The following is a 22,947-nucleotide window of genomic DNA, read 5'->3' on the forward strand; positions in this document are numbered from 1 at the left end:
GCCGCGGCGGCATCCCTCATCTAGCGTGGAAGAAACCCGACCGTCCGGCAGGAGGACCAGATGACCGCGCATGATTCGCTCGGCGAGATGCGGTTCACGACCGACCTCCTCTTCACCGACGGTCTCCCCGAGATGGACGACGAGGCCGGGTATCGCGGAGCGCAGGCCGCTCGCGCCGCCGGCATCACGTACCGTCAGCTCGACTACTGGGCTCGTACCGAACTGGTCGTCCCCACCGTCCGCGGTGCCAGCGGCTCGGGTTCGCAGCGTCTCTACGGTTTCCGCGACATCCTCGTGCTGAAGCTCGTCAAGCGTCTGCTCGACACGGGCATCTCGTTGCAGCAGATCCGTGTGGCGGTCGACCAGCTCCGCGCCGCGGGCATCCGCGACCTCGCGGGGACGACCCTGATGAGCGACGGCGCGTCGGTCTACCTCTGCACGTCGAACGACGAGGTCATCGACCTCGTCAGCCGCGGTCAGGGGGTGTTCGGCATCGCGGTCGGAAAGGTCCTCCGTGAGGTCGAGTCCACACTCGTCGAGTTCGACCCCCAGGCGCCGGACCCCGTCGACGAGCTCGCTGCGCGACGCTCGGCACGCAGCGCCTGAGCCGTCCCCGAGATACACAGAACCCCGGCGCACCTGCGGTGCGGCCGGGGTTTCTTTCGTGTGGTGACGGCCGGTCAGCTCGGCGCGGCCGTGGGGGCCTCGCCCGCGACCGGGATCCGGCCGGTGCGCAGCACGCGGTCCAGCAGCGCGTCGAAGTCGGAGGCGAGCTCCTGCGCGGAGTCTCCGGGCCAGATGTGCAGCGGCTTCGCGGCGCCCTGCGCCTGCTGCAGCGACGTGCGCTCGGGAAGCTGGGGCGAGAGCACCAGGGGACCGAACATGTCGCGCAGTTCCTTGATGCGGAATTGATGCTCGATCGACTGCGGGCGCACCCGATTGACCACGATACCGAGGGGCTGCAGGCGGGGGGAGAGTCCTCGGCGGATCTCTTCGATGGCGCGCAGCGCGCGGTCGGCGGCAGCCACGGAGAACAGGCCGGGCTCGGTCACGACGATGACGCGATCGCTGGCCGCCCACGCCGTGCGGGTGAGCGCGTTGAGCGAGGGGGCGCAGTCGATGAGGACGAGGTCGTAGTCGGCCTCGATGGTCGCCAAGGCCTCTTCCAGCTTCCAGACGTCGCGCACGCTCGGGTGCGGACCGTCGAAGTTGATGGCGGACGGGCTGCCGATCAGGACATCGATGGTGCCGGGATGCACCTTCGCCCACCCGCTCGAGGTGATGGCCTGACGGACCACCTTCTCCTTGGGATTGGCGAGGACGTCGGCGACGTTGAGACGGCCGGCGACCTGGATGTCCATCCCCGTCGACACGTCGGACTGCGGATCGAGATCGACGACCAACGTCCGGACACCGCGGGCGAACGCGGCGGATGCGAGCCCCAAGGTGACCGTGGTCTTGCCGACCCCGCCCTTGAGCGAGCTGACGGAAAGTACGTGCACGAGGCTCTACGTTACCGTCCCCTAGGCTGTGAGGGTATTCGAGCCCCCGCGCGGCGCCGTCGCCGTGCGACTCATTCCAGCGAGGTGAGCATGTTCCGCAAGATCCTTGTCGCGAATCGCGGTGAGATCGCCATCCGCGCCTTCCGCGCCGCCTTCGAGCTGGGGGCGCGCACCGTGGCCGTCTATCCGCACGAGGACCGCTACTCGCTCCACCGTCTGAAGGCCGACGAGGCCTACGAGATCGGGGTGAAAGGGCACCCCGTCCGGGCCTATCTCGACGTCGACGAGATCATCCGCGTCGCGCGCGAGAGCGGAGCGGACGCGATCTACCCGGGATACGGCTTCCTGTCCGAGAACCCCGAGCTCGCCGCTCGCGCCGCCGACGCGGGCATCGCCTTCATCGGTCCGTCCGCGCGCGTGCTCGAGATGGCAGGCAACAAGGTCACGGCCAAGAGCCATGCTGTCGCCGCCGGAGTGCCGGTGCTGCGATCGACCGAGGCCTCCGACGACATCGACGCTCTCGTCGCCCAGGCGGAGGACATCGGCTTCCCGGTCTTCGTCAAGGCGGTCGCCGGCGGCGGCGGACGCGGGATGCGACGCGTCGGCGCACCCGGCGAGCTCGCACCGGCACTGTCGGAGGCGATGCGCGAGGCCGGCAGCGCGTTCGGCGACGCGCGTGTCTTCCTGGAACAGGCCGTCCGCCGTCCGCGCCACGTCGAGGTCCAGGTGCTCGCCGACGCCACGGGTGAGACGGTGCACCTGTTCGAACGCGACTGCTCGGTGCAGCGACGTCATCAGAAGGTCATCGAGATCGCGCCGGCCCCCAACCTCGACGACGAGACGCGGGCAGACCTGCACCGGCACGCGATCGCCTTCGCGACCTCCATCGGCTACGTGAACGCCGGCACCGTCGAGTTCCTGCTCGAGACGGACGGGCCCCGGGCGGGCGAGATCGTGTTCATCGAGATGAACCCGCGCATCCAGGTCGAGCACACGGTGACCGAGGAGGTCACCGACGTCGACCTGGTCCAGTCCCAGATGCGGATCGCGGCGGGGGAGACCCTCGCGCAGCTCGGCCTCACGCAAGACCGCATCCAGCTGCGCGGCGCGGCCCTGCAGTGCCGCATCACGACCGAGGATCCGGCTCAGGGGTTCCGCCCCGACACGGGGAAGATCACCACCTACCGGTCGCCGGGCGGAGCCGGCATCCGTCTCGACGGCGGCACGACCGCCGCCGGCTCCCAGGTGAGCCCGCACTTCGACTCGATGCTCGCCAAGCTCACGTGCCGGGGGCGCGACTTCGGTGCCGCGGTCGTGCGCTCGCGCCGTGCCCTCGCGGAGTTCCGCATCCGAGGCGTCTCCACCAACATCCCGTTCCTGCAGCAGGTGCTCGACGACCCGTCGTTCGCGCGAGGCGACCTCAGCACCTCCTTCATCGACGAGCGACCCGAGCTGCTCGAGGGCCGGATGTCGAAGGACCGCGGATCGAAGATCCTCGGGTGGCTCGCCGACACGACCGTCAACCGCCCGCACGGCTCTGCTCCGACGAGCGTCGATCCGCGGACCAAGCTGCCCCGGCTCGACCTCGCGACACCGCCGCCCGCGGGCTCGCGCCAACGCCTGCGCGAACTCGGCCCCGCGGGGTTCGCGCAGACCCTGCGCGGGCAGACCTCGCTCGCCGTGACCGAGACGACCTTCCGCGACGCGCACCAGTCGCTTCTCGCCACACGCGTCCGGACGAAGGATCTCGTCGCGGTCGCTCCCGCCGTCGCGCGGCTCACCCCGCAGCTGCTGTCCGTGGAGGCGTGGGGCGGGGCGACCTACGACGTGGCTCTGCGCTTCCTCGGCGAGGACCCGTGGGAACGACTCGACAAGCTGCGAGAGGCCCTGCCCAACGTCGCTCTCCAGATGCTGCTGCGCGGCCGCAACACCGTCGGCTACACCCCGTACCCGACGGCGGTGACGCAGGCCTTCGTGCGGGAGGCGGCGGATGCCGGCGTCGACATCTTCCGGATATTCGACGCCCTCAACGACGTCGCGCAGATGCGGCCGGCGATCGACGCCGTCCTCGAGACCGGGACGACGATCGCCGAGGTCGCGCTCTGCTACACGGGGGATCTGCTCGACCCGGCCGAAGACCTCTACACCCTCGACTACTACCTCCGTCTCGCCGAGGAGATCGTCGATGCGGGCGCGCACGTGCTCGCCATCAAGGACATGGCCGGCCTGCTGCGGCCGGCTGCGGCGTCGCGCCTGGTCGCGGCGCTGCGCGAACGGTTCGATCTGCCCGTGCACGTGCACACGCACGACACCGCGGGCGGACAGCTCGCGACGCTCCTGGCCGCGAGCGCCGCGGGTGCGGATGCCGTCGATGCGGCGTCCGCGCCGATGGCGGGCACGACCAGTCAGCCCTCGCTGTCCGCGCTCGTGGCAGCACTCGCGCACACCGAGCGCGACACCGGTCTCGATCTCGGCGCCGTGTCGGACCTCGAGCCCTACTGGGAGGCGGTGCGTCACATGTACCGTCCGTTCGAGTCGGGTCTGCCCGGCCCCACCGGACGCGTCTACCGCCATGAGATCCCGGGCGGACAGCTCTCGAACCTGCGGCAGCAGGCCATCGCGCTGGGGCTCGCCGACGATTTCGAACTCATCGAGGACATGTACGCCGCGGCGAACGAGATCCTCGGCCGGGTTCCCAAGGTCACCCCGTCGTCGAAGGTCGTGGGCGACCTCGCGCTGCATCTGGCGGCGGTGAAAGCCGATCCAGCCGCCTTCGCCGCCGACCCGGGCGCATACGACATCCCGGAGTCCGTCGTCGGCTTCATGGCAGGCGAACTCGGCGACCTGCCGGGAGGATGGCCCGAACCGTTCCGGTCGAAGGTCCTCGCAGGGCGCACCGTGCGTCCCGCGGCTGCAGATCTCTCGGCGGCGCAGGAAGCGGCTCTCGACGCCGATTCCGCGACACGGCGACGCACGCTGAACTCGTTGCTCTTCCCTGCGCCGACACAGGAGTTCGACCGGGTGCGCGACACCTACGGCGACCTGAGTGTGCTCGACACGGCGGACTACCTGTATGGGCTGGTCCCCGGCGCCGAGCACGTCGTCGAGATCGAGAAGGGTGTGCAGCTGTACGTCGGACTCGAGGCCATCGGTGAGGTCGACGACAAAGGCATGCGCACGGTCATGGCCACGCTCAACGGTCAGCTGCGGCCGGTGTTCGTGCGCGACCGCAGCATCAGCGTCGAGGCTCGTCAGGCCGAGAAGGCCGACACTTCGGTCCCCGGTCAGGTCGCCGCCCCGTTCTCGGGCGTCGTGACGCTCAAGGTCGCCGTCGGCGATGCCGTCGGGGCGGGAGCTCCCGTCGCGTCGATCGAAGCGATGAAGATGGAGGCGGCGATCACGGCGCCGGTCGCGGGCGTGGTCGAGCGGCTCGTCGTCGGGCCGACGGCGGCGGTCGAGGCGGGCGACCTTTTGGTCGTCGTCCGGCCCGGCGGGTAGCCTAAGGGGTCGGGCGCGAGCTCGAGACCTTGGAGTGGACGCAGCACAACATGCCTGAGCGCAACGAGAACCAGCCCGACGAGACCGATCCCGCGGTCCTCGCCGACAGCGAGAGTATCCATACGACGGCCATCGGGATCATCGGCGGCACCGCACAGGTCGACGTCGCGCTCCCCGTCGCGGAAGACGACCTCGATGACGACGACGTCATCGACGGCGAGGTCGGCGACGAGCAGCTGACGACCGGCGACATCCCCCTCGGCATCGCGCCGGTCGATTCGGACGACGACGAGTCGAGGGATGCCGCGACGGCCGCCGCCGACGACGAGGCGGATGCAGGCGGTGAGGCGAACCCGGAGAACGAGGAAGCTCCCGCGCTCCGGGCAGAGCCGGGCGACCATGCCGGCACCGAAGACGAAGAGTTCGAGGGCGACGGCGCGGACGAGGTTGCTTCCACCGAGGCATCCGAGCTCGCTGATGAGGACGACGACCGCGACGTGTCCGGCGACGAGGATGCCGGGGAGCCTGTCGATGAGGTGGTCACCGCCGTGATCGACGATGAAGACGACCCCGAGATCGACCTCCCAGCGGAGGTCGACACGACGACCGCCGACGCTCCGGCCACGTCCGAGGGTGTGACGGATGCTGCCGCAGAGGACGTCACGGCCGGTGACGACAGCGATCACGCCCGGGGTGCCGACACCGCGACGTCCGGGGCCGCGGAAGCGCGCGACACCGGTGTCGTCGTCGCGACGGTCGTGCCGACGACCACGCCGATCACCGGCACCGTGCCGACCACCCGCCGGCAGGCCCACCAGGTCGCCGAGCAGGTTCGTCATGCCGCCGAGCGGGTGCAGATCGCGCGTCCGACCGAGCCGGTCCTGCAGTCGCGGCGCCTCGGCGATCTCGAGCCCGGGCGCGAATCGGCAGACCTGCTGACGGCCGAGCGTCTGCTCGACCCGGCGCAGATCGTGCGGGCCGAGCCGGAAGGCCGCTGGCAGCGCCTCGTGTACAGCGTCTCGGGTCATCGCATCAACCTCGGCGACGGCAAGCGGGCACGCTCGCGCAAGGAGCTCGATCGTCGGATCACCGCGCCGCTCACCGGCGGGGCCAAGTTCGTCCCGGTTCTCTCGCGCAAGGGCGGCGTCGGCAAGACGACCGTGACCACCCTGCTCGGGATGGCGCTCGCCGATGCCCGTGACGACCGCGTGATCGCGATCGACGCGAATCCCGACCGCGGCACGCTCGCCGACCGTATCGGCCGTACGAGCGGCAAGACGGTGCGCGATCTGGCGCGCGCGCGTGGCGAGGTCGTCGGCTTCAACGATCTCTCCGCCATCGTGGCCCGCGACGAGACGCGGCTCGACGTTCTGGCGTCCGACGCCGACCCGCACATCTCGGAGGCCTTCAGCGACCACGACTACGAGGAAATCGCCGCGATCGCCGCGCACTACTACTCGATCGTGCTCACCGACACGGGCACGGGGATCGTGCACTCGGTGATGGGGGCGACGCTCGGGCTCTCCGACCAGATCGTCGTCGTCGCCGGTCTCTCGGTCGACGAGGCGCGGCTGGCCTCCGAGACACTGACCTGGCTCGAGTCCAACGGTTTCGCCGACGCAGTGAAGAACGCGGTGGTCGTGCTCAACACGTCGCGTCCGGGCACGCCGATGGTCCGCGCGGAGGAGCTGGAGACCCACTTCGCCACGCGCGTCCGCTCGGTGCTGCGCGTGCCGTACGACCCGCACCTCGCAGCGGGAAGCGCGGTGTCGTTCCGGGACCTCGACCCGGCGACGCGTGAGGCGGCGCGCAAGCTCGCCGCCAGCGTGGTCGAGGGGCTGCGTCTCGGGGCGGCGGCCTGACATGGCGGTTCGCGCGATCCGGTTCTTCGGCGACCCCGTCCTGAAGTCGGCGGCGGCGCCCATCCAGGCGATCGACGACGGTGTGCGCTCGCTCGTGCAGGATCTCCTCGACACGGTGGAGCTGCCCGGCCGAGCCGGCGTGGCGGCGCCGCAGATCGGGGTCGGGCTGCGCGCGTTCAGCTACAACGTCGACGGCGTCATCGGCTACATCCTCAACCCGCGACTGGTCGAGGTCTCCGGCGAGCCGTCGCTCATCGGCGAGGGCTGCCTGTCCGTGCCCAACCTCTGGCATGACACCCTCCGGCACCCGTACGCACGCGCCGTGGGCATCGATCTCGACGGCGACGAGATCGTCCTCGAGGGCGAAGGGCTCATGGCTCAGGCGCTGCAGCACGAGTGCGACCACCTCGACGGCATCCTGTACCTCGACCGGCTCTCGCCCGCCGAACGGCGGATCGCGATGCGCGAGGTACGCGAGTCGTCCTGGTTCTGACCCCTCACGCGGAAGCGGGGCCCGGCCGGTGATCCACCAGCCGGGCCCCGCTTCCGCGTCATCCGGTCATCCGAGCGGCACGTTGCTCGTCTTGACCGGCTCGTCGTAGATGGCCGAGATCTCACCCGAGAAGTCGGTGAGGATGACATTGCGCTTGATGCTCATCTTCGGCGTCAGGTGACCGCTCGCCTCGGTCCATTCGGTGTCGAGGATCGTGAACTTGCGGATCGACTCGGCACGAGAGACGTTGCGGTTGGCCTCGTCGATCGCGCGCTGGACCTCCGCGCGGACCTGGCTGTTCTTCGCCGCGTCGGCGAGCGACATGTCGCCCGAGAGGCCGTTGTTCGTCAGCCAGGTCGGCAGCATCTCCGGGTCGAGCGTGACGAGCGCGGAGATGAAGGGCTTCTGATCGCCCACGACGACCACCTGTCCGACGATCGGGTTGGCGCGGATGGGGTCTTCGAGCACGGCCGGTGCGACGTTCTTGCCGCCGGCGGTGACGATGATCTCCTTCTTGCGGCCGGTGATCGTGAGGAAGCCGTCATCGTCGAACGATCCGATGTCGCCCGTCTTGAACCAGCCGTCGTTGAACGCGGCCTCGGTGGCCTCGGGATTGCGCCAGTACTCGGCGAAGACGTTGATGCCGCGCACCTCGACCTCGCCGTCCTCGCCAAGGCGGACGCCGACACCGGGCAGGACCGGCCCGACGGTGCCGATCTTGGACTTCGTCGCGAGGTTGACCGTGGCCGGAGCCGTCGTCTCGGTGAGGCCGTACCCTTCGAGGATCGTGACCCCGAGGCTGTGGAAGAAGTGGCCGAGGCGCGGACCCAGGGGAGCGGATCCCGAGACGGCGTAGGTGACGCGACCGCCCATGGCGGCGCGGAGTTTGCCGTAGACGAGCTTGTCGAAGAGGCGGAACTTCAGCTTGGTCAGGAGCGGAATGCTCTTCCCCTCCTGCTGCAGGCGCGAGTGGTCGATCGCGACCTGTGCCGCGGCACGGAAGATCTTGCCCTTGCCCCCGGCCTCGGCCTTCTGCTCGGCGGAGTTGTAGACCTTCTCGAACACGCGGGGCACGGCGAGCAGGAAGGTCGGCTGGAACGTTCCGAGAGCGGGCAGCAGCTGCTTGGTGTCGGGCTGATGCCCGGTTTTGACCCCGGCGTGCACGTTGAGGATCGAGATGAAGCGCGCGAAGACGTGGGCGGTCGTGATGAACAGCAGCGTCGATGCTCCACCGGGGTGGTTGACGACCTCTTTGAGCGCTTCGCCGGAGTTGCGGGCCAGCTCGACGAAGTTGCTGTGCGTCAGGACGCAGCCCTTGGGTCGTCCGGTCGATCCCGAGGTGTAGATGAGCGTCGCGATGTCCGAGCCCACGGCGAGGTTGCGCCGTCGCTCGATCTCCTCGTCGGGCACGTCTGCACCGCCCGAGCGCAGCCGGTCGAGGTCTCCCGAGGCCATGACCCACACCTCGCGGACGAGGGGGACCGTCGCACGGATCTCGTCGATGCGTGCGGCGTGGTCGGCGGACTCCGCGATCGCGAAGGTCGCACCCGAATCGCTGAGGATCCAGGCGATCTGCGACGCCGAGCTCGTCTCGTAGACGGGGACCATCACGGCGCCGGCGAAGAAGATCGCGAAGTCGACGAGCGTCCAGTCGTACGTGGTGCGCGCCACGAACGCGACCTTGTCGCCGGGTTCGACGCCCGCCGCGACGAGCCCCTTCGCGAGCGCGATCACCTCGCGTTGGAACTCGGCCGCGGAGATGTCTCGCCAGGCGCCGTCGTGCGGCACGGCGAAGAGGGCTCGCGACGGGGTGGCGGCGACCCGGTCGACGAGGAGATCGGTGATGTTCGCGTCAGGATCGGCTGGAACGACGGCGGGGACTTCGAACTGGACGGCGCTCATGGGCGGCAACTCCTTCGGTACCGGAAGCGTCTGGCAGGGTAAACACACTCTATCTGCCACCCGGTCGCCGAGCCCGCGCGGCGAGGCGGCGCCCCATTAGACTTTCCGGGTCGCCGGCGGACGGCCGACGGAAAGGACCACGCGTGCTCAACATCGGCATCGACATCGGCGGAACCAAGATCGCCGGAGGTGTCGTCTCCGCCGACGGGACGATCGTCGACCGCATCCGCGTCGACACGCCCGCCGACACCGACGCGCTGGCGGACGCCGTCGCCGACATGGTGCGGCATTTCCGCGCGTCCCACGAGGTGACCGCAGTAGGGGTCGCCGCGGCCGGCTTCCTCGATCGCACGCGTTCGATCATGCGTCACGCACCCAACATCGACTGGGTGGAGCACCCGTTGCGTGCCGAGCTCGAGGCGCGCGTCGGTGTCGCCGTCGTGCTCGAGAACGACGCGAACGCAGCCGGCTGGGCCGAGTACCGTTTCGGCGCCGGCCGCGGCAGCTCGAACATGGTCATGCTCACGCTCGGCACGGGTGTCGGGGGAGCGGTCATCATCGACGGGCAGCTCCTCATCGGCGGGCGCGGCGCGGCGGGAGAGCTGGGTCACGTGCGATTCGAGCGCGGCGGCCGGCTGTGCGGCTGCGGCCTGCAGGGATGCCTCGAGCAGTACGCCTCGGGAAGAGCACTGCAGCGCGAGGCGATCGCGATCGCCGACGACCCCGAGCTCGGGGCCGGTCTCGCGCAGGTGCGAGACGAGCACGGCTCGATCCCGGGCGACGCGATCTCCCGCCTGATCCTCGCCGACGATCCCGGCGCGCTCGCGGCCCTCCACCGGGTCGCGACGGCGCTCGGCGAGACGGCGGGTGGATTCCAGGCGACGCTCGATCCCGAGATCTTCGTCATCGGCGGGGGTGTCGCGCAGCTGGGCGAAACGCTCCTGGCGCCGGTCCGGACCGCCTACCGGGGAGCCCTTCCCGGCGGTGAGAACGCGGCTCCGGCCGACTTCGCCATCGCCACCCTCGGCAACGACGCGGGTCTGATCGGCGTGGCCGACCTGGCCGGGGGGCGGTGACCGGTGTTCTACTGGCTGATGAAGTACATCTTCATCGGACCCGTCGTCAAGGCGATCTTCCGGCCGTGGATCGTGGGGCGCCGCAACGTCCCGGCATCCGGTGCCGCGATCTTCGCCAGCAACCACCTGTCGGTCAGCGACTCGATCTTCCTGCCGCTCATGATCGACCGGCCGATGTCGTTCCTCGCAAAGAGCGACTACTTCACCGGCACGGGCCTCAAGGGCTGGGCCACCCGGATGTTCATGAAGGCGACCGGTCAGATCGCCATCGACCGCACGGGAGGCAAGGCCTCCGAGGCCTCGCTCAACACCGGACTCCAGGTGCTCGGCCGCGGTGATCTGCTCGGGATCTACCCGGAGGGCACACGGAGCCCGGACGGCAAGCTCTACCGCGGGCGCACCGGCCTGGCGCGTATGGCGCTCGAGGCCCGCGTCCCCGTCATCCCCGTCGTGATGGTCGACACCGATGCGGTCATGCCGATCGGACGCAGCATCCCGCGTGTCGGACGAGTGGGAATGGTCATCGGCGAACCGCTCGACTTCTCGCGCTTCCAGGGGATGGAAGGCGACCGCTACGTGCTGCGCTCGGTGACGGACGAGATCATGGTGGCGTTGCAGCGCCTGGGTGAGCAGCAGTACGAGGACGTCTACGCGTCGTCGGTCAAGGAACGCGCGGCGCAGCAGCAGGCCTGAGCGTCACACGGCCGGGGAGGTCGCGGCCGAGCACTAGACTTGGCACGTGCCTACGCTGGATTCACTCGACACGTGGCGCGATCTTCCCATCAAGCAGCAGCCGGCGTGGAACGACCCCGACGCCGTGGCTGCGGTGTCGGCCGAGATCGCGACGCTCCCGCCCCTCGTCTTCGCCGGTGAGGTGGACATCCTCCGCGAGCGCCTCGCGCGCGCGGCATCCGGAGAAGCCTTCCTCCTCCAGGGCGGTGACTGCGCCGAGACCTTCGCCGGCGCGACCGCGGAGAAGATCCGCAACCGCATCAAGACGGTGCTGCAGATGGCGGTCGTGCTGACCTATGGCGCCTCGATGCCCGTCGTGAAGATGGGCCGTATGGCCGGTCAGTTCGCCAAGCCCCGCTCGAGCGACACCGAGACGCGCGGCGACGTCACGCTGCCCGCTTACCGCGGCGACATCGTCAACGGCTACGACTTCACCGCCGCCTCGCGCCAGCCCGACCCCGCTCGCCTGCTCAAGGGCTACCACACGGCTGCATCGACGCTGAATCTCATCCGGGCGTTCACGCAGGGCGGGTTCGCCGACCTCCGCGAGGTGCACTCGTGGAACAAGGGCTTCGCATCCAACCCGGCGAACGCCCGCTACGAGGGCCTCGCGGGTGAGATCGACCGCGCCATCAAGTTCATGGAGGCGGCCGGGGCCAACTTCGACGAGCTGCGCGGCGTGGAGTTCTACACGGGTCACGAAGGCCTGCTGATGGACTACGAACGTCCGATGACGCGCATCGACTCGCGGACGAACACGCCGTACAACACGTCGTCGCACTTCCTCTGGATCGGTGAGCGTACCCGCGAGCTCGACGGTGCCCACGTCGACTACTTCTCGAAGATCCGCAACCCGATCGGCGTGAAGCTCGGCCCCACGACGTCGACCGATACCGCGCTCGCGCTGATCGACAAGCTCGATCCCGAGCGCGAGCCGGGGCGTCTGACCTTCATCACGCGCATGGGCGCCGGCAAGATCCGCGACGCCCTGCCGCCGCTGCTCGAGGCCGTGAAGGACTCGGGCGCGACGCCGCTGTGGGTCACCGACCCGATGCACGGCAACGGCATCACGACGCCCACCGGCTACAAGACGCGTCGCTTCGACGACGTCGTCGACGAGGTCCGCGGCTTCTTCGAGGCGCACCGTGCCGTGGGGACGTTCCCCGGCGGCATCCACGTCGAGCTCACGGGTGACGACGTCACCGAGTGCCTCGGCGGCTCGGAGATGATCGACGAGGCGACGCTCGCCACGCGCTACGAGAGCCTGTGCGACCCGCGCTTGAACCACATGCAGAGCCTCGAACTGGCCTTCTTGGTCGCCGAGGAGCTCGAGAAGCGCTGAGCTCCGGCTCACCGGAGCCCGCGAGAGCGCACATCTGCACGGTTGGGGGACCTCCCCACCGTGCGGATGTGCGCTCTCGCCGTTTCGGGCTGTGGAGAGCGCGGGATCAGCGGGATCGACGGGGGATCGTGGGCGGGTGAACCGTCGAGCTTCGCTGCCACAAGACATCGCCCGACAAGCGTTCGCCACGAACGAGGCGCGGGCGTTCGGCGTGAGCCGCGGCAGGTTACGGGCGGCCGACCTGCGGCATCCGCATCACGGGATCTACGCGGCGCTCGATGCCGGGGACGATGACGACACGGTCGGGCGCTGCCGCCTGCTCCTCCCCGCGCTCGGTCCGGAGCAGCTGTTCTCCGGGCGCACGGCCGCGGCTTTGTGGGGGATGCCGTTGCCCCGGACCTCGACGCCGCCGATGCTCGAGGTGATCTCGGCGGGCGGGGGAGCAGCGATGCGGCGACCCGGCGTGATCGGATCTCGAACGGGACTCATCCTCGAATGCCGAGACGTCGACGGTGTGCCCGTCCTGTCGCCGACCGAGACGTGGTGCCGGCTCGCGGCCGGTCGGCAGCCCCTGGCCGGGCGATGGCTCGTCGCGACGGCCGACTTCCTCCTCAGCGGTCGGCGGGGTGAGCGAGGTCGCACGCGTCCTCTCACGACGCGCGCCGAACTGGAGGCGGCCGTCGTCGCCCGAGGAAGCGCGCGCGGAGCCCGGTCGCTGCGATCGGCGCTCGACCGCGCCCGCTCGCCGGTGGACTCGCCCCAGGAAACGCTCCTGCGTGTCGCGCTGGTCGACGCGGGGATTCCCGAACCGCAGGTGCAGGTCGCCGTTCGCACAGCTGCGGGCGTGCGGCATGCCGACCTCGGCTGGCCCGAGCAGCGTGTGCTGCTCGAGTATCAGGGGGACGAGCATCGCTCGTCGCGGCGACGCTGGCTCGAGGACCTCACGCGCGTGCAGCTTCTCGAGGATGCCGGCTACCGCGTCATCCTCGTCGGGTCCGCCGATCTCGACGACGGCGCCGGCGCGCTGGCCGCCCGCATCCGCAGAGCTCTCGCCTGAGGGGGCGTCGACGGCGAAGATGCGCAACTGCACGGTTCGGAGCCGTCGACACCGTGCGGATGCGCGTCCTCGCGGCCGCGGGGCCGGGAAAGGACGACAGGCTCAGCCGGTCGCGGTGATCTGCAGGGTGATGGTCGTGCCGCGCACGTGCTTGCTACCGCCGGCGGGGTCCTGGGCGGTGACTTTGGTCAGCCCGTCAGGCCAGATGTTCCACAGGGCCGAGAAGCTGACCTCGAAACCCGCGTCGCGCAGCGTCTTGGCGGCTGCATCGCGCGTCTGGCCGACGACGCTCGGCACGTCGAAAAGCGGGGGCCCGCTCGAGACGATGAGGGTCACGGTGTCACCCGGCCGCCAATTGCCTTCTTCGCCGCGGTCGTCGATGCCGATGACATCGCCCTTGGCGATGCGATCGCTCGACTGCGCGCGGGTGTCGCCCGACACCTCGAGGCCGACGTCGGTGAGGGTGGCGGTCGCCCGGTCGACGCTCTGGCCCGAGACGTCCGGCACGGCCCCGCGCGACACGAGCAGGCTGGCCGAGTCTCCCTGGCGGAGCGTGCAGCCGTCTGAGCAGTCCACGGGATCGCCGCCTCCGGCCGGGGTCGCCGAGACGCGGATGACGGTGCCGTCGGCGACATCCGGATCGAATTCCGCATCGGCATCGTTCGACACGGCGACGATGTTCTGCCGCAAGATCTCTCGAGCCGCCTGCTCGGTCTGGCCGGCGAGGGCCGGGATCGACACCTCCGCCGGTCCGCGCGAGATGACCACGGTCACGATCGCGTCGCGGTCGAGCCGTGCGCCGGGGTCGGGGTCGGTGCGGATCGCAAGACCCTCTGCGACGTCGAGGCTGTTCTCGCCGGCCTCCTGGGCCTGCAGGCCCTGTGCCGCGATGGCGCTCTGCGCTTCGGCGAAGGTCGTGCCGCGTACGTCGGGTACGGCGACGAGCGATCCCGGCCCGGAGCCGAACCACCATCCGGTGCCGCCGGCGAGAGCCGCGAGCAGCAGGACGATGGTGACGAGCCAGGCGCCCTTCGCCCGGTTTCGGCGGGTGAGGCGGCGCAGTCGCGTCGCGTTGTCGACGTCGGTGGTCACCGGAGGTGCCGTGAAGGTGCCGGGCATGACCTTCGTGAGCTCGCCCGATCCTTCGCCGTCGTCGTCGATGACGACCGCCGGCGCGCCGGAGGGGGCGGTGCGCACCACCTGAGGGAACACGCCGAGCTCGCGCTCGATCTCGCGCAGACGCTCGAGCATGACCTTCGCGTCGAGCGGACGCTCGTCGGGTTCGCGCTCGGTCGCCCACAGCACCAGCTCGTCGAGCTGTTCCGGGACGCCGGGGTTCTTCGCGCTCGGGCGGGGCACCGAGTCGGTCGCGTGCTGGTAGGCGATCTGCATCGGCTGCTCGCCCTTGTAGGGCTGCTCGCCGGCGAGCATCTCGTAGAGCATGATGCCGAGGGCGTAGATGTCGCTGCGGGCATCGGCGGTGCCCCGTGTCACGAGCTCCGGCGCGAGGTAGGCGATCGTGCCCAGGAGCATCTGCCCGGTCGCCGTGTTCGCCGTCGTCGCTCTCGCGAGTCCGAAGTCGCCGATCTTGATGCGCCCGTCCTCGGCAAGCAGCACGTTCTCGGGCTTGACGTCGCGGTGCACGATCCCGGCGCGGTGCGCGGCGGCGAGACCCGAGAGGATCGCGTCCATGATCGTGATCGTCTGGGGAATGGTCAGCCGCCTCTGCTCGCGCAGCAGCTCGCGCAGGGTGATGCCCGGCAGGTACTCCATGACCAGGTAGGCCATCTCGCCGTCCTGACCCTGGTCGAAGACGTTCACGACATGCGGGTCGGCGAGCCGGGCGGCGGAGCGCGCCTCCTGGATGAACCGGCTCTGGAAGACCGAGTCGTCCGACAGATGCCCGTGCATGACCTTCAGGGCCACGCGGCGCTCGAGTCTGAGGTCGGTCGCGACGTACACCGTCGCCATCCCCCCTCGGGCGATGCGAGCACGGACGCGGTACCGCTGGTCGACCAGTCGGCCGATCAGCGGGTCGGTCTGCTGGCTCATGCTCACGGAGCGATTCTACGGAGCGGATGCTGCGAGCCCGGGCAACGGCTCACCCCCGGACGTCTGCGACATGCTTCCCGATGCTTCGGAGTCAGCCGAGCGCGTCGAGCCAGCGGTATGCCTGCTGTTCCCATTCGCCGTAGCGGTCGGGGTACGCGGAGATCTGCACCGCCTGTGCGGCGTCGGTGAAGGAGAGGCCCTCCCAGCCCGGAACATCAAGCAGCCCCCGGGTCGCGGTGCCGTTGGGGTCGGCGGCACCGCCGTAGAAGGCCGCGATCGATCGCGCCGGGTCGCGGACCTGATCGGGGGTTCCCCAGCCGGTGCTCGGACGCTGCTGGAAGAGGCCGAGAGAATCCCGGTCGCCCCAGTCGAGGTTGCGGATCCACGACTCGACCATCGCCGTCGCGAGGGCGATCGCGATCCCGCGATCGGGCACGCCGCGTTCTCGGCCGACCTGGATGATGAGCCGTGCATTCGCGATCTGCTCTGCGTCGAGACCGAGGTCCGGGAGCGCGACGGTCGCGACGGCCGGCGTGGCCACGGCCCCGGGGATCACGAGTTGCTGTCCCGGGTAGATGATCGACGAGCGGTCGAGCCCGTTCGCGGCGAGCAGCGCATCGAGGCCCAGGCCGTGAGCGCTCGCGATCGCCGAGAGGGTGTCGCCGGCGGCGACGGTGTGGGCCGCGGCCGCGGCCGCGATCGTGGTCGCGGGAGTCGCCGCTGCGGGGGTGGCAGCCGGGGCCGCGCCGGCCGACGAGGGGATCGCGAGCGTCTGCCCGGGGAAGATCACGGCGCCGTCGTCGAGCCCGTTCGCGGCGAGCAGCGCACCGACGCCGATGCCGTGCGTCCGAGCGATCGACCACGGGGTGTCGCCGGCGGAGACGGTGTGGGTGCTTCCCTCGGATGCGTTCTGCGTGCCGGGCGTCACCGCGGGTGCCGCGGAGCCGGGGGAGTCCGCACTGAGTCGAATGCGGTCACCGGGGCGGATGACGGACGACCAGTCGAGGCCGTTCCAGGCGAGGAGATCGACCGTGCGAAGCCCGTAGGCGGACGCGATCCGGCTGATGGTGTCGCCGAGGGCCACCGTGTGCTCGGCGGGCCGAGCGGAAAGCGGACGCGGCGCGCCGGCGGTCGCGGGCACGGCCCGGAACGAGGCGCCGGGCGCAGCATCCCGATGCGCGGTTTCGGCCATCGGCGCCGCGGCGGCAGGCTGCGCCGTCAGGCTCAGTGCGATGGACCCGACGACGGCGGGCGCGACGGCGCCGCGCAGGCGGGGGCGCGGACGGTGCGGGGGAGAGATCGAGTCGCGGCGCACGGAGGGTCCCTTCTCGGAGGTCTCCGAAACGCTGACATGTCGCTGTGAGAGGTGTCAACCGAAGTGACGACTGTGACTGGTGTGAAAGTGCCTGAACAGACGCCCCGCGGCTCCGGTGGGAGGTGAGATAGTGAAGGGGTGAGCACTCCCGAATACCCCGTCGTTCCCCTGTCCTGGCTGACGATGCCCGAGGTGGTCGACCTGACGGGCGAGACGCTCAGCCGCGTCCGTCGTCTCCTGGATGAGAATCACCTCATCGGGTCGCGTCGCGACGGCACGCTCCGCATTCCGGAGGCGTTCTTCCTCGACGGCGCGCCGCTCTCGTCGCTTCGCGGCACCATCACCGTGCTTCACGACGCCGGGTTCTCGGACGACGAGGCGATCGACTGGCTCTTCGCCACGGAGGACTCGATCGGCGCAGCGCCCATCGCCGCGCTGCGCGCCGGACGCAAGAGCGAGGTGCGCAGGGTCGCTCAGACCCTCGCCTGAGGCCGTCGGGGCGTTTGCCGCTCAGGCGCGGGTCAGGCAGACCGCCGGATCGCCGCGTCGGCGATCTCGCGGAGCGCGGCGACCTCCGGCTCCCCGATGGGTGCGTTCTCGAGCGCGGCATCGGCCGCGGCGGAAAGGCGATCGATCTCGCTCTCGAGGCGCCGGACCGCGCCGCTGTCCTCGATGACCTTCTGCAGTCGCGCGATCGTCGCCTCATCGAGCGTCCGGTCGCCGAGTGCCTCGTCGAGTTCCGCCCGACCGGCGTCATCCATCGCTTCGCGGGCGTACGCGATGAGAACGGTCCGCTTGCCCTCGCGGAGATCATCGCCGGAGGGCTTTCCCGTCACCGCCGCGTCGCCGAAGACTCCGAGGACGTCGTCGCGCAGTTGGAAGGCGAGCCCGACGGCATGACCGAAATCGGCGAGGGCCTCGCGTTGCGGCGGGGTGGCGCCGCCGAGCGCCGCGCCGATCAGAAGCGGCTGCTGCACGCTGTACCGGGCCGACTTGTACGAGGCGACGCGCAGAGCGCGCGCGGCGTGCTCTGCGTCGGGCGCCGTGGCCCAGGCCGCCTCTTCGGCGACGTCCAGGTACTGTCCGACGGTGACGTCACGGCGCATCGTCGCGTATTGGCGGCGCACGTCCGAGGCGTAGGGATGCCCGTCGATGGCGTCTTCGAGGAGGTCATCGCTCCAGGCGATCAGCAGATCGCCGAGCAGGATCGCCGCGGCGCGCCCGAAGGCGTCGGCGTCGCCCTGCCATTCGGAACCTCGGTGTCCGTCCTCAAGAGCCCGGTGAGCGGCGGGGCGGCCGCGCCGCGTGTCGGAGTTGTCGACGAGATCGTCGTGCACCAGGGCTGCCGCGTGGAAGATCTCGAGCGAAGCGGCGACACCCGCGATGTCGGTGCGTACGGCGGAGGCGCCGGCTGCCGCGTGACCCGCCGTCAGGAACCGGGCGCGCAATCGCTTGCCGCCGGCGACGGTGGCAAGGGCGCGGTCGACGAAATCGGCCGCTTCGGCCCCGAGATCGGCGACCTCGGCCCGCCGATCCGATGCGAAGCTTTCCAGTCGCTGGGAAACGGTCGAGATCGGGTCGGTGGAGCTCGTCACAGGCCTAGCCTAGTTCTCATCAGCGCGCGTAGAATCGGGCGCACCGGTACCCGAACAGAGGGGGATGCATGCCACTGTCAGAACAGGAGCAGCGGCTGCTCGACGAGATGGAACGCCATCTCATGCGCAATGAAGCAGACGTCGTCAGTGCTCCGCGCGAAGGTCAGTCCCTCAGCTACCGCAACATCGTCTACGGAGCGGTCCTCGTCCTCCTCGGCCTCGGCGGGCTGATCGCCGGTGTCTCGAGCAGCATCATCGCAATCGGCGTCGTCGCCTTCCTCGTGATGGTCGGCGGCGTCGTCCTGGCGCTGACGCCCTCTCGCAACGGGACCGCAAGCCGTCCCACTGCCACGACCGGCACGCGAAAGCCTGCTGCCCGGTCGTCGAGTTTCATGGATCGCATGAACGACCGATGGGATCGTCGCAACGGCGAACGCTGACGTATCCCGCTTCACCTTCAGAGCACCGACCTTCGGGTCGGTGCTCTTTTTTGTGCTCCGGGGGAGGAACAGGCGTCATTGCCATAGTGAAGTGGAGGAAAGTGGAGTAAAGTGGTGCGCACCGACGGGCCGGGAGGGGGTGGTGGAGCACCATGCTTCTCGGCACGCACACCCCCAAGCTCGACGAGAAGGGCCGCGTCATCCTCCCCGCCAAATTCCGCGACGACCTCGGCCCCGGTGTCGTCGTGACGCGCGGCCAGGAGCGGTGCCTCTACGTGTTCAGCACCGTGGAGTTCGAGCGCGTGTACGAGCGCATCCGCGAAGCGCCCCTGACGAACAAGCAGGCCCGTGACTTCCAGCGCATGTTCCTGTCCGGCGCGAGCGCGGAGAAGCCCGACAGCCAGAACCGCATCACCGTCCCACCGCACCTGCGCACCTACGCCGGGCTGGGGCGCGAACTGGTGATGACCGGTGTCGGCGCGCACGCCGAGATCTGGGATGCCGACGCCTGGAACGCCTACGCCGCCGGCAACGAAGACGCCTACTCCGACATGGAGCAGGAGGTGATCCCCGGACTCTTCTGACCCGTGGCCGTGATCCTCAGCCGCTGGCCCTGACGCACTTCCCCGGTGTCAGGTCGCAGCGGAGGGGGATCAGGGCTCCGGGGCCGTCCCGCCACGATCATGACGAACGACGACATCCACACCCCCGTCCTGCTCGACCGCTGCGTCGAGCTGCTCGCCCCCGCCCTGCAGCGCGAGGGCGCCGTCGTCGTCGATGCCACCGAGGGCATGGGCGGTCACTCCGAGGCGCTTCTCGAGAGGTTCCCGGGCGTGCGGCTGGTCGGGCTCGACCGCGACACCGACGCACTCCGCATCGCGGGGGAGCGCCTCGCCCGGTTCGGCGACCGCGTCGCCCTCGTGCACACCGTGTACGACGGCATCCGCGAGGCGCTCGACTCCCTCGGCATCCGCCGCGTCGACGGCATCCTGTTCGACCTGGGCGTGTCATCGCTGCAGCTCGACGAAGCGGACCGCGGATTCGCGTACGCGCAGGACGCGCCCCTCGACATGCGGATGGATCAGACCGCGGGAACGACCGCAGCCGACATCCTCGCGACATACAGCGAGGGCAACCTGCGTCGCATCTTCGAGCGCTACGGCGAGGAGAAGCTGGCCGGGCGGTACGCGCGAGCGATCATCGAAGCCCGCGGCCGTGCTCCGCTCACCCGTTCCGGCGAGCTCGTCGACGTGCTCATCGCCGCGACGCCGGTCGCCGTGCAGCGCGATCGTGCGGGACACCCCGCCAAGCGCGTGTTCCAGGCGCTGCGCATCGAGGTGAACGCCGAGCTGGCGGTGCTCGAGCGCGCGCTTCCCGCCGCGCTCGAGGCCCTCGCCGTGGGCGGACGCATCGTCGTGATGTCCTACCAGTCGCTCGAGGACCGCGCGGTCAAGCGCGTGCTGGCCGAGGCATCGTCCTCGACCGCGCCCAGCGGTCTGCCGGTCGAGCTGCCCGAGCACGCGCCGCGGTTCCGACTGCTGGTCCGAGGCGCGGAGCTGGCATCCGAGGAAGAACGTGAACGCAATCCCCGCGCGACGCCGGTTCGGCTGCGCGCGGCGGAACGGATGAGGGAGGCCTCGTGACCGCCGACAACACCGCCCGCATCCCCTCACCGCTCGGCGACGACTTCTTCGCGAGCGTCCCCGGCCGGCTCCCGCGCGAGGGTGAGCGCGAACGCCAGCGCGATCTGCGGCTGGTCACCGGCGCCGCGCGCCGCCGCCGCCCCCGCATGCTCTACGGCATCATCGCCGTGTCGGGTGCCGTTCTCATCGGTGCAGTCCAGATGGGGCTGTCGATCCTCACCACGCAGACCTCATACGAGATCTCGGCGCTCTCGCAGCAGCAGCGTCAGCTCACCTGGCAGAAGCAGATCATCCAGGATGACCTCGCCGGGCTCGCCTCGCCCCAGTACCTCGCGGCGAATGCGACGGCACTGGGTATGGTCATCGCCGAATCGCCGAGCTACTTGCGGCTCAGCGACGGCGCCGTGCTGGGCTCGGCGAGTGCGGCCGGATCGCACTCGAACGTCGACGCCCTCGGTCGCGCCGCCGTGGCGAACTCGCTCGTCGCCGGGGTTCCGCTGGTGACCGACCCTGCCGCGAGCCTCGAGAGCGGCACGAGCACGGACGAGCTGGTGGGCGCCGATCATGCGACACCCCCGCCCATCGCAGACGGATTGCCCGCCCCGAGCACACACTGAGAACCATGACGACACGAGCCACCCGCAGTCCGCGCCGCCGTACGGTCGTCGCACTCCTCGTCGTCCTGATCGTCGTCGTCTCGTTCATCGTCCGGCTCGTCGACATCCAGGTCGTGAATGCCGACGAGCACGAGGCGGACGCACGCAACCTCGCGATGGAGGCCGGGACCGACCTGTTCGGCACGCGCGGCGACATCACCGACGCCAACGGCGCGACGCTGGCCACGACGACCTCCGTCTACGACGCGAAGATCGACCCGAAGCTGGCGGTCGAGGGAATCAAGCGCAAGAGCGACGACGGACAGACCATCACGGTCACGTGGCCCGAGCTGGCAGCCGAGATCGCCGCTGTCACCGGGCAGGACGCCGCCGAGGTCGAGAGCATCGTCACGACCGCTGTCGCCGCCGACCCGGACTCGCGTTTCGCCTACCTCGAGCGGGGGATCTCCACCGAGCAGTATCGTGCCCTCGCCGACCTCAAGCTGCCCTTCGTCGGCTTCGACCCTCACCCGCATCGCACCTACCCCGACGGTGCCGTCGCGGGCAACGTCATCGGCTTCGTCGGCTCGGACGAGACGCCTCTCGAGGGGATGGAAGCCCTGCAGAACTCGTGTCTGCAGAGCAGCGACGGGAAGATCCGCTACATGCGGGGTCTCGACGGCGTCGTCATCCCCGGCACCGAGGTCGAGGACCCGGCCCCGGTCAACGGCGGGACGCTGCAGCTCACGATCGATCGCGACCTGCAGTGGTACATGCAGCAGCTGATCGCCGAGCAGACCCAGAACCTCGGGGCGGAGAGCGGGTCGATCCTCGTCGTGGAGGTCGCAACCGGCAAGATCCGCGCCGCCGCCGAATATCCCAGCGTCGACCTCAACGACATCGCGGCATCCGATCCCGCGGACCGGGGCAGCCGCCTCTTCCGCGACTCGTACGAGCCGGGCTCGACGTTCAAGCCCGTCACGGCGGCGACCGCGATCGAGGCGGCCGGCCTGACGCCGCTCTCCACCGCATGGTCACCCGACCGGATGGAGTTCCCCAACGGCGCCGTCGTCAACGACTCGGAGCACCACGAAGCCCAGAACCTGACCCTCACCGGAGGACTCGTCACCTCGTCGAACGTCGCTCTGTCGCAGTTCGGCTCGCAGGTCGACCCGGAGACCCGGCTCGAGTACCTGAAGAAGTTCGGTGTCGGTGAGGGAACGGCGCTCAACTGGTCGGGGGAGCCGAAGGGCACCTACATCCCGACCGACCAGTGGGACAACCAGACCTACTACACGACGACGTTCGGTCAGGCGTTCACCGTCACGGCTCCGCAGGTGGCATCGGTCTACCAGACGATCGCCAACGGCGGTGTGCGTGAGCCGCTGAGCCTCGTCGAGTCCTGCACGGCGTCCGACGGCACGGTCACCAAGCCCGATCTGCCGGAGCCGGTGCGCGTCATCAAAGAGAGCACCGCGACCCAGGTCAGCGAGATGCTCGAGAACGTCTTCGCTCAGGGCACGCTCGCCGATGACATCGCGATCCCCGGATACCGGATGGCGGGCAAGACCGGTACCGCTCAGAAGGTCGACCCGAACACCGGTGCATATAAGGACAACCTGTACTACACGTCGCTGGTCGGCTACGCACCCGCCGACGATCCGAAGTATGTTGTCCTGACGGCATTCGACGAGCCGAAGACCCTGCGTCTGTCGGCAGCCAACCGGCCGGCGTTCCAGAAGGCCATGACCCAGGTGCTCAAGCACTACCGGATCATGCCGTCCGACTCGCAGACGCCACTGCTCCCCGTGACCCAGTGATGCGCGTGAGCGCGTCCGAGGA

General features: G+C 69.9%; 19 protein-coding genes. 14 read left to right on the forward strand and 5 right to left on the reverse strand.

The window, feature by feature from the left end:
• Positions 1-60 precede the first annotated feature (60 nt).
• Positions 61-606: a MerR family transcriptional regulator gene (locus tag C1N74_RS05710; RefSeq protein ID WP_023951592.1), complete on the forward strand. Its 546-nt coding sequence runs from the start codon at positions 61-63 to the stop codon at positions 604-606.
• A 74-nt stretch (positions 607-680) separates the two neighbouring features.
• Here C1N74_RS05710 and C1N74_RS05715 read toward each other — a convergent pair whose 3' ends face one another.
• Positions 681-1,502, reverse strand: coding sequence for a ParA family protein (locus tag C1N74_RS05715; protein WP_023951590.1), 822 nt, complete (start codon positions 1,500-1,502; stop codon positions 681-683).
• Positions 1,503-1,592: 90 nt separating this feature from the next.
• Here C1N74_RS05715 and C1N74_RS05720 point away from each other — a divergent pair, with 90 nt between their 5' ends.
• Genes C1N74_RS05720 through def form a run of 3 tightly spaced genes read left to right on the forward strand, consistent with a single transcriptional unit; the run spans position 1,593 to position 7,355 of the window.
• The gene (locus C1N74_RS05720) at positions 1,593-5,000 is read left to right on the forward strand and encodes a pyruvate carboxylase (RefSeq protein WP_137750159.1); all 3,408 of its coding nucleotides are present in this window, start codon (positions 1,593-1,595) and stop codon (positions 4,998-5,000) included.
• Between the two features lie 50 nt (positions 5,001-5,050).
• Positions 5,051-6,862 carry a MinD/ParA family protein gene (locus tag C1N74_RS05725; protein ID WP_064956955.1) on the forward strand — a complete coding sequence of 604 codons (1,812 nt, stop codon included), beginning with the start codon at positions 5,051-5,053 and terminating at the stop codon, positions 6,860-6,862.
• A 1-nt stretch (position 6,863) separates the two neighbouring features.
• Positions 6,864-7,355 carry a peptide deformylase gene (gene def / locus C1N74_RS05730; protein WP_023951584.1) on the forward strand — a complete coding sequence of 164 codons (492 nt, stop codon included), beginning with the start codon at positions 6,864-6,866 and terminating at the stop codon, positions 7,353-7,355.
• A 66-nt stretch (positions 7,356-7,421) separates the two neighbouring features.
• Here def and C1N74_RS05735 read toward each other — a convergent pair whose 3' ends face one another.
• Entirely contained in the window at positions 7,422-9,257 is a 1,836-nt protein-coding gene (locus C1N74_RS05735; RefSeq protein ID WP_023951582.1) for a long-chain fatty acid--CoA ligase, read from the reverse strand.
• 143 nt (positions 9,258-9,400) lie between these two features.
• On the opposite strand from C1N74_RS05735, the gene C1N74_RS05740 reads away from it, so the two are divergent.
• From C1N74_RS05740 to C1N74_RS05755, 4 genes are all read left to right on the forward strand, one after another.
• Complete coding sequence (locus C1N74_RS05740) at positions 9,401-10,333, forward strand: ROK family protein (RefSeq protein ID WP_023951580.1); 933 nt, start codon at positions 9,401-9,403, stop codon at positions 10,331-10,333.
• A 3-nt stretch (positions 10,334-10,336) separates the two neighbouring features.
• Positions 10,337-11,026, forward strand: coding sequence for a 1-acyl-sn-glycerol-3-phosphate acyltransferase (locus tag C1N74_RS05745; RefSeq protein ID WP_023951578.1), 690 nt, complete (start codon positions 10,337-10,339; stop codon positions 11,024-11,026).
• 46 nt (positions 11,027-11,072) lie between these two features.
• The gene (locus tag C1N74_RS05750) at positions 11,073-12,407 is read left to right on the forward strand and encodes a class II 3-deoxy-7-phosphoheptulonate synthase (protein WP_023951577.1); all 1,335 of its coding nucleotides are present in this window, start codon (positions 11,073-11,075) and stop codon (positions 12,405-12,407) included.
• A 136-nt stretch (positions 12,408-12,543) separates the two neighbouring features.
• Complete coding sequence (locus tag C1N74_RS05755; RefSeq protein ID WP_137750160.1) at positions 12,544-13,464, forward strand: hypothetical protein; 921 nt, start codon at positions 12,544-12,546, stop codon at positions 13,462-13,464.
• A 102-nt stretch (positions 13,465-13,566) separates the two neighbouring features.
• On the opposite strand, the gene pknB is transcribed toward C1N74_RS05755, so the two are convergent.
• Entirely contained in the window at positions 13,567-15,522 is a 1,956-nt protein-coding gene (pknB, locus tag C1N74_RS05760) for a Stk1 family PASTA domain-containing Ser/Thr kinase (protein WP_023951575.1), read from the reverse strand.
• An 85-nt stretch (positions 15,523-15,607) separates the two neighbouring features.
• A complete protein-coding gene (locus tag C1N74_RS05765; RefSeq protein WP_237049190.1) occupies positions 15,608-16,831 on the reverse strand; it encodes a LysM peptidoglycan-binding domain-containing protein in 1,224 nt (407 codons plus the stop codon).
• 183 nt (positions 16,832-17,014) lie between these two features.
• Here C1N74_RS05765 and C1N74_RS05770 point away from each other — a divergent pair, with 183 nt between their 5' ends.
• Positions 17,015-17,320, forward strand: a complete 306-nt coding sequence (locus C1N74_RS05770) for an Rv2175c family DNA-binding protein (RefSeq protein ID WP_052007748.1) — start codon at positions 17,015-17,017, stop codon at positions 17,318-17,320.
• Between the two features lie 32 nt (positions 17,321-17,352).
• Here C1N74_RS05770 and C1N74_RS05775 read toward each other — a convergent pair whose 3' ends face one another.
• Positions 17,353-18,426, reverse strand: a complete 1,074-nt coding sequence (locus C1N74_RS05775) for a polyprenyl synthetase family protein (RefSeq protein WP_137750161.1) — start codon at positions 18,424-18,426, stop codon at positions 17,353-17,355.
• A gap of 68 nt (positions 18,427-18,494) precedes the next feature.
• Between C1N74_RS05775 and C1N74_RS05780 the strand changes: the two genes are divergently transcribed.
• The 5 genes from C1N74_RS05780 (at position 18,495) to C1N74_RS05800 (ending at position 22,925) form a co-directional block, all read left to right on the forward strand.
• Positions 18,495-18,866: a DUF3040 domain-containing protein gene (locus C1N74_RS05780; RefSeq protein ID WP_023951571.1), complete on the forward strand. Its 372-nt coding sequence runs from the start codon at positions 18,495-18,497 to the stop codon at positions 18,864-18,866.
• Between the two features lie 152 nt (positions 18,867-19,018).
• Positions 19,019-19,450 (forward strand): division/cell wall cluster transcriptional repressor MraZ, encoded by a 432-nt coding sequence (gene mraZ, locus C1N74_RS05785; protein WP_023951570.1) that lies wholly within the window; start codon positions 19,019-19,021, stop codon positions 19,448-19,450.
• A gap of 99 nt (positions 19,451-19,549) precedes the next feature.
• On the forward strand, positions 19,550-20,509 hold the full coding sequence (gene rsmH / locus C1N74_RS05790; protein ID WP_023951569.1) for a 16S rRNA (cytosine(1402)-N(4))-methyltransferase RsmH: 960 nt from the start codon (positions 19,550-19,552) through the stop codon (positions 20,507-20,509).
• On the forward strand, positions 20,506-21,126 hold the full coding sequence (locus C1N74_RS05795; RefSeq protein ID WP_023951568.1) for a hypothetical protein: 621 nt from the start codon (positions 20,506-20,508) through the stop codon (positions 21,124-21,126). The genes rsmH and C1N74_RS05795 overlap by 4 nt, the downstream gene beginning before the upstream one ends.
• Positions 21,127-21,131: 5 nt before the next feature.
• The gene (locus C1N74_RS05800; RefSeq protein ID WP_023951566.1) at positions 21,132-22,925 is read left to right on the forward strand and encodes a penicillin-binding protein 2; all 1,794 of its coding nucleotides are present in this window, start codon (positions 21,132-21,134) and stop codon (positions 22,923-22,925) included.
• The last annotated feature ends 22 nt before the right edge of the window (positions 22,926-22,947 follow it).

Source organism: Microbacterium sp. SGAir0570 (assembly GCF_005491085.2).
GTDB classification, from domain to species: domain Bacteria; phylum Actinomycetota; class Actinomycetes; order Actinomycetales; family Microbacteriaceae; genus Microbacterium; species Microbacterium arborescens.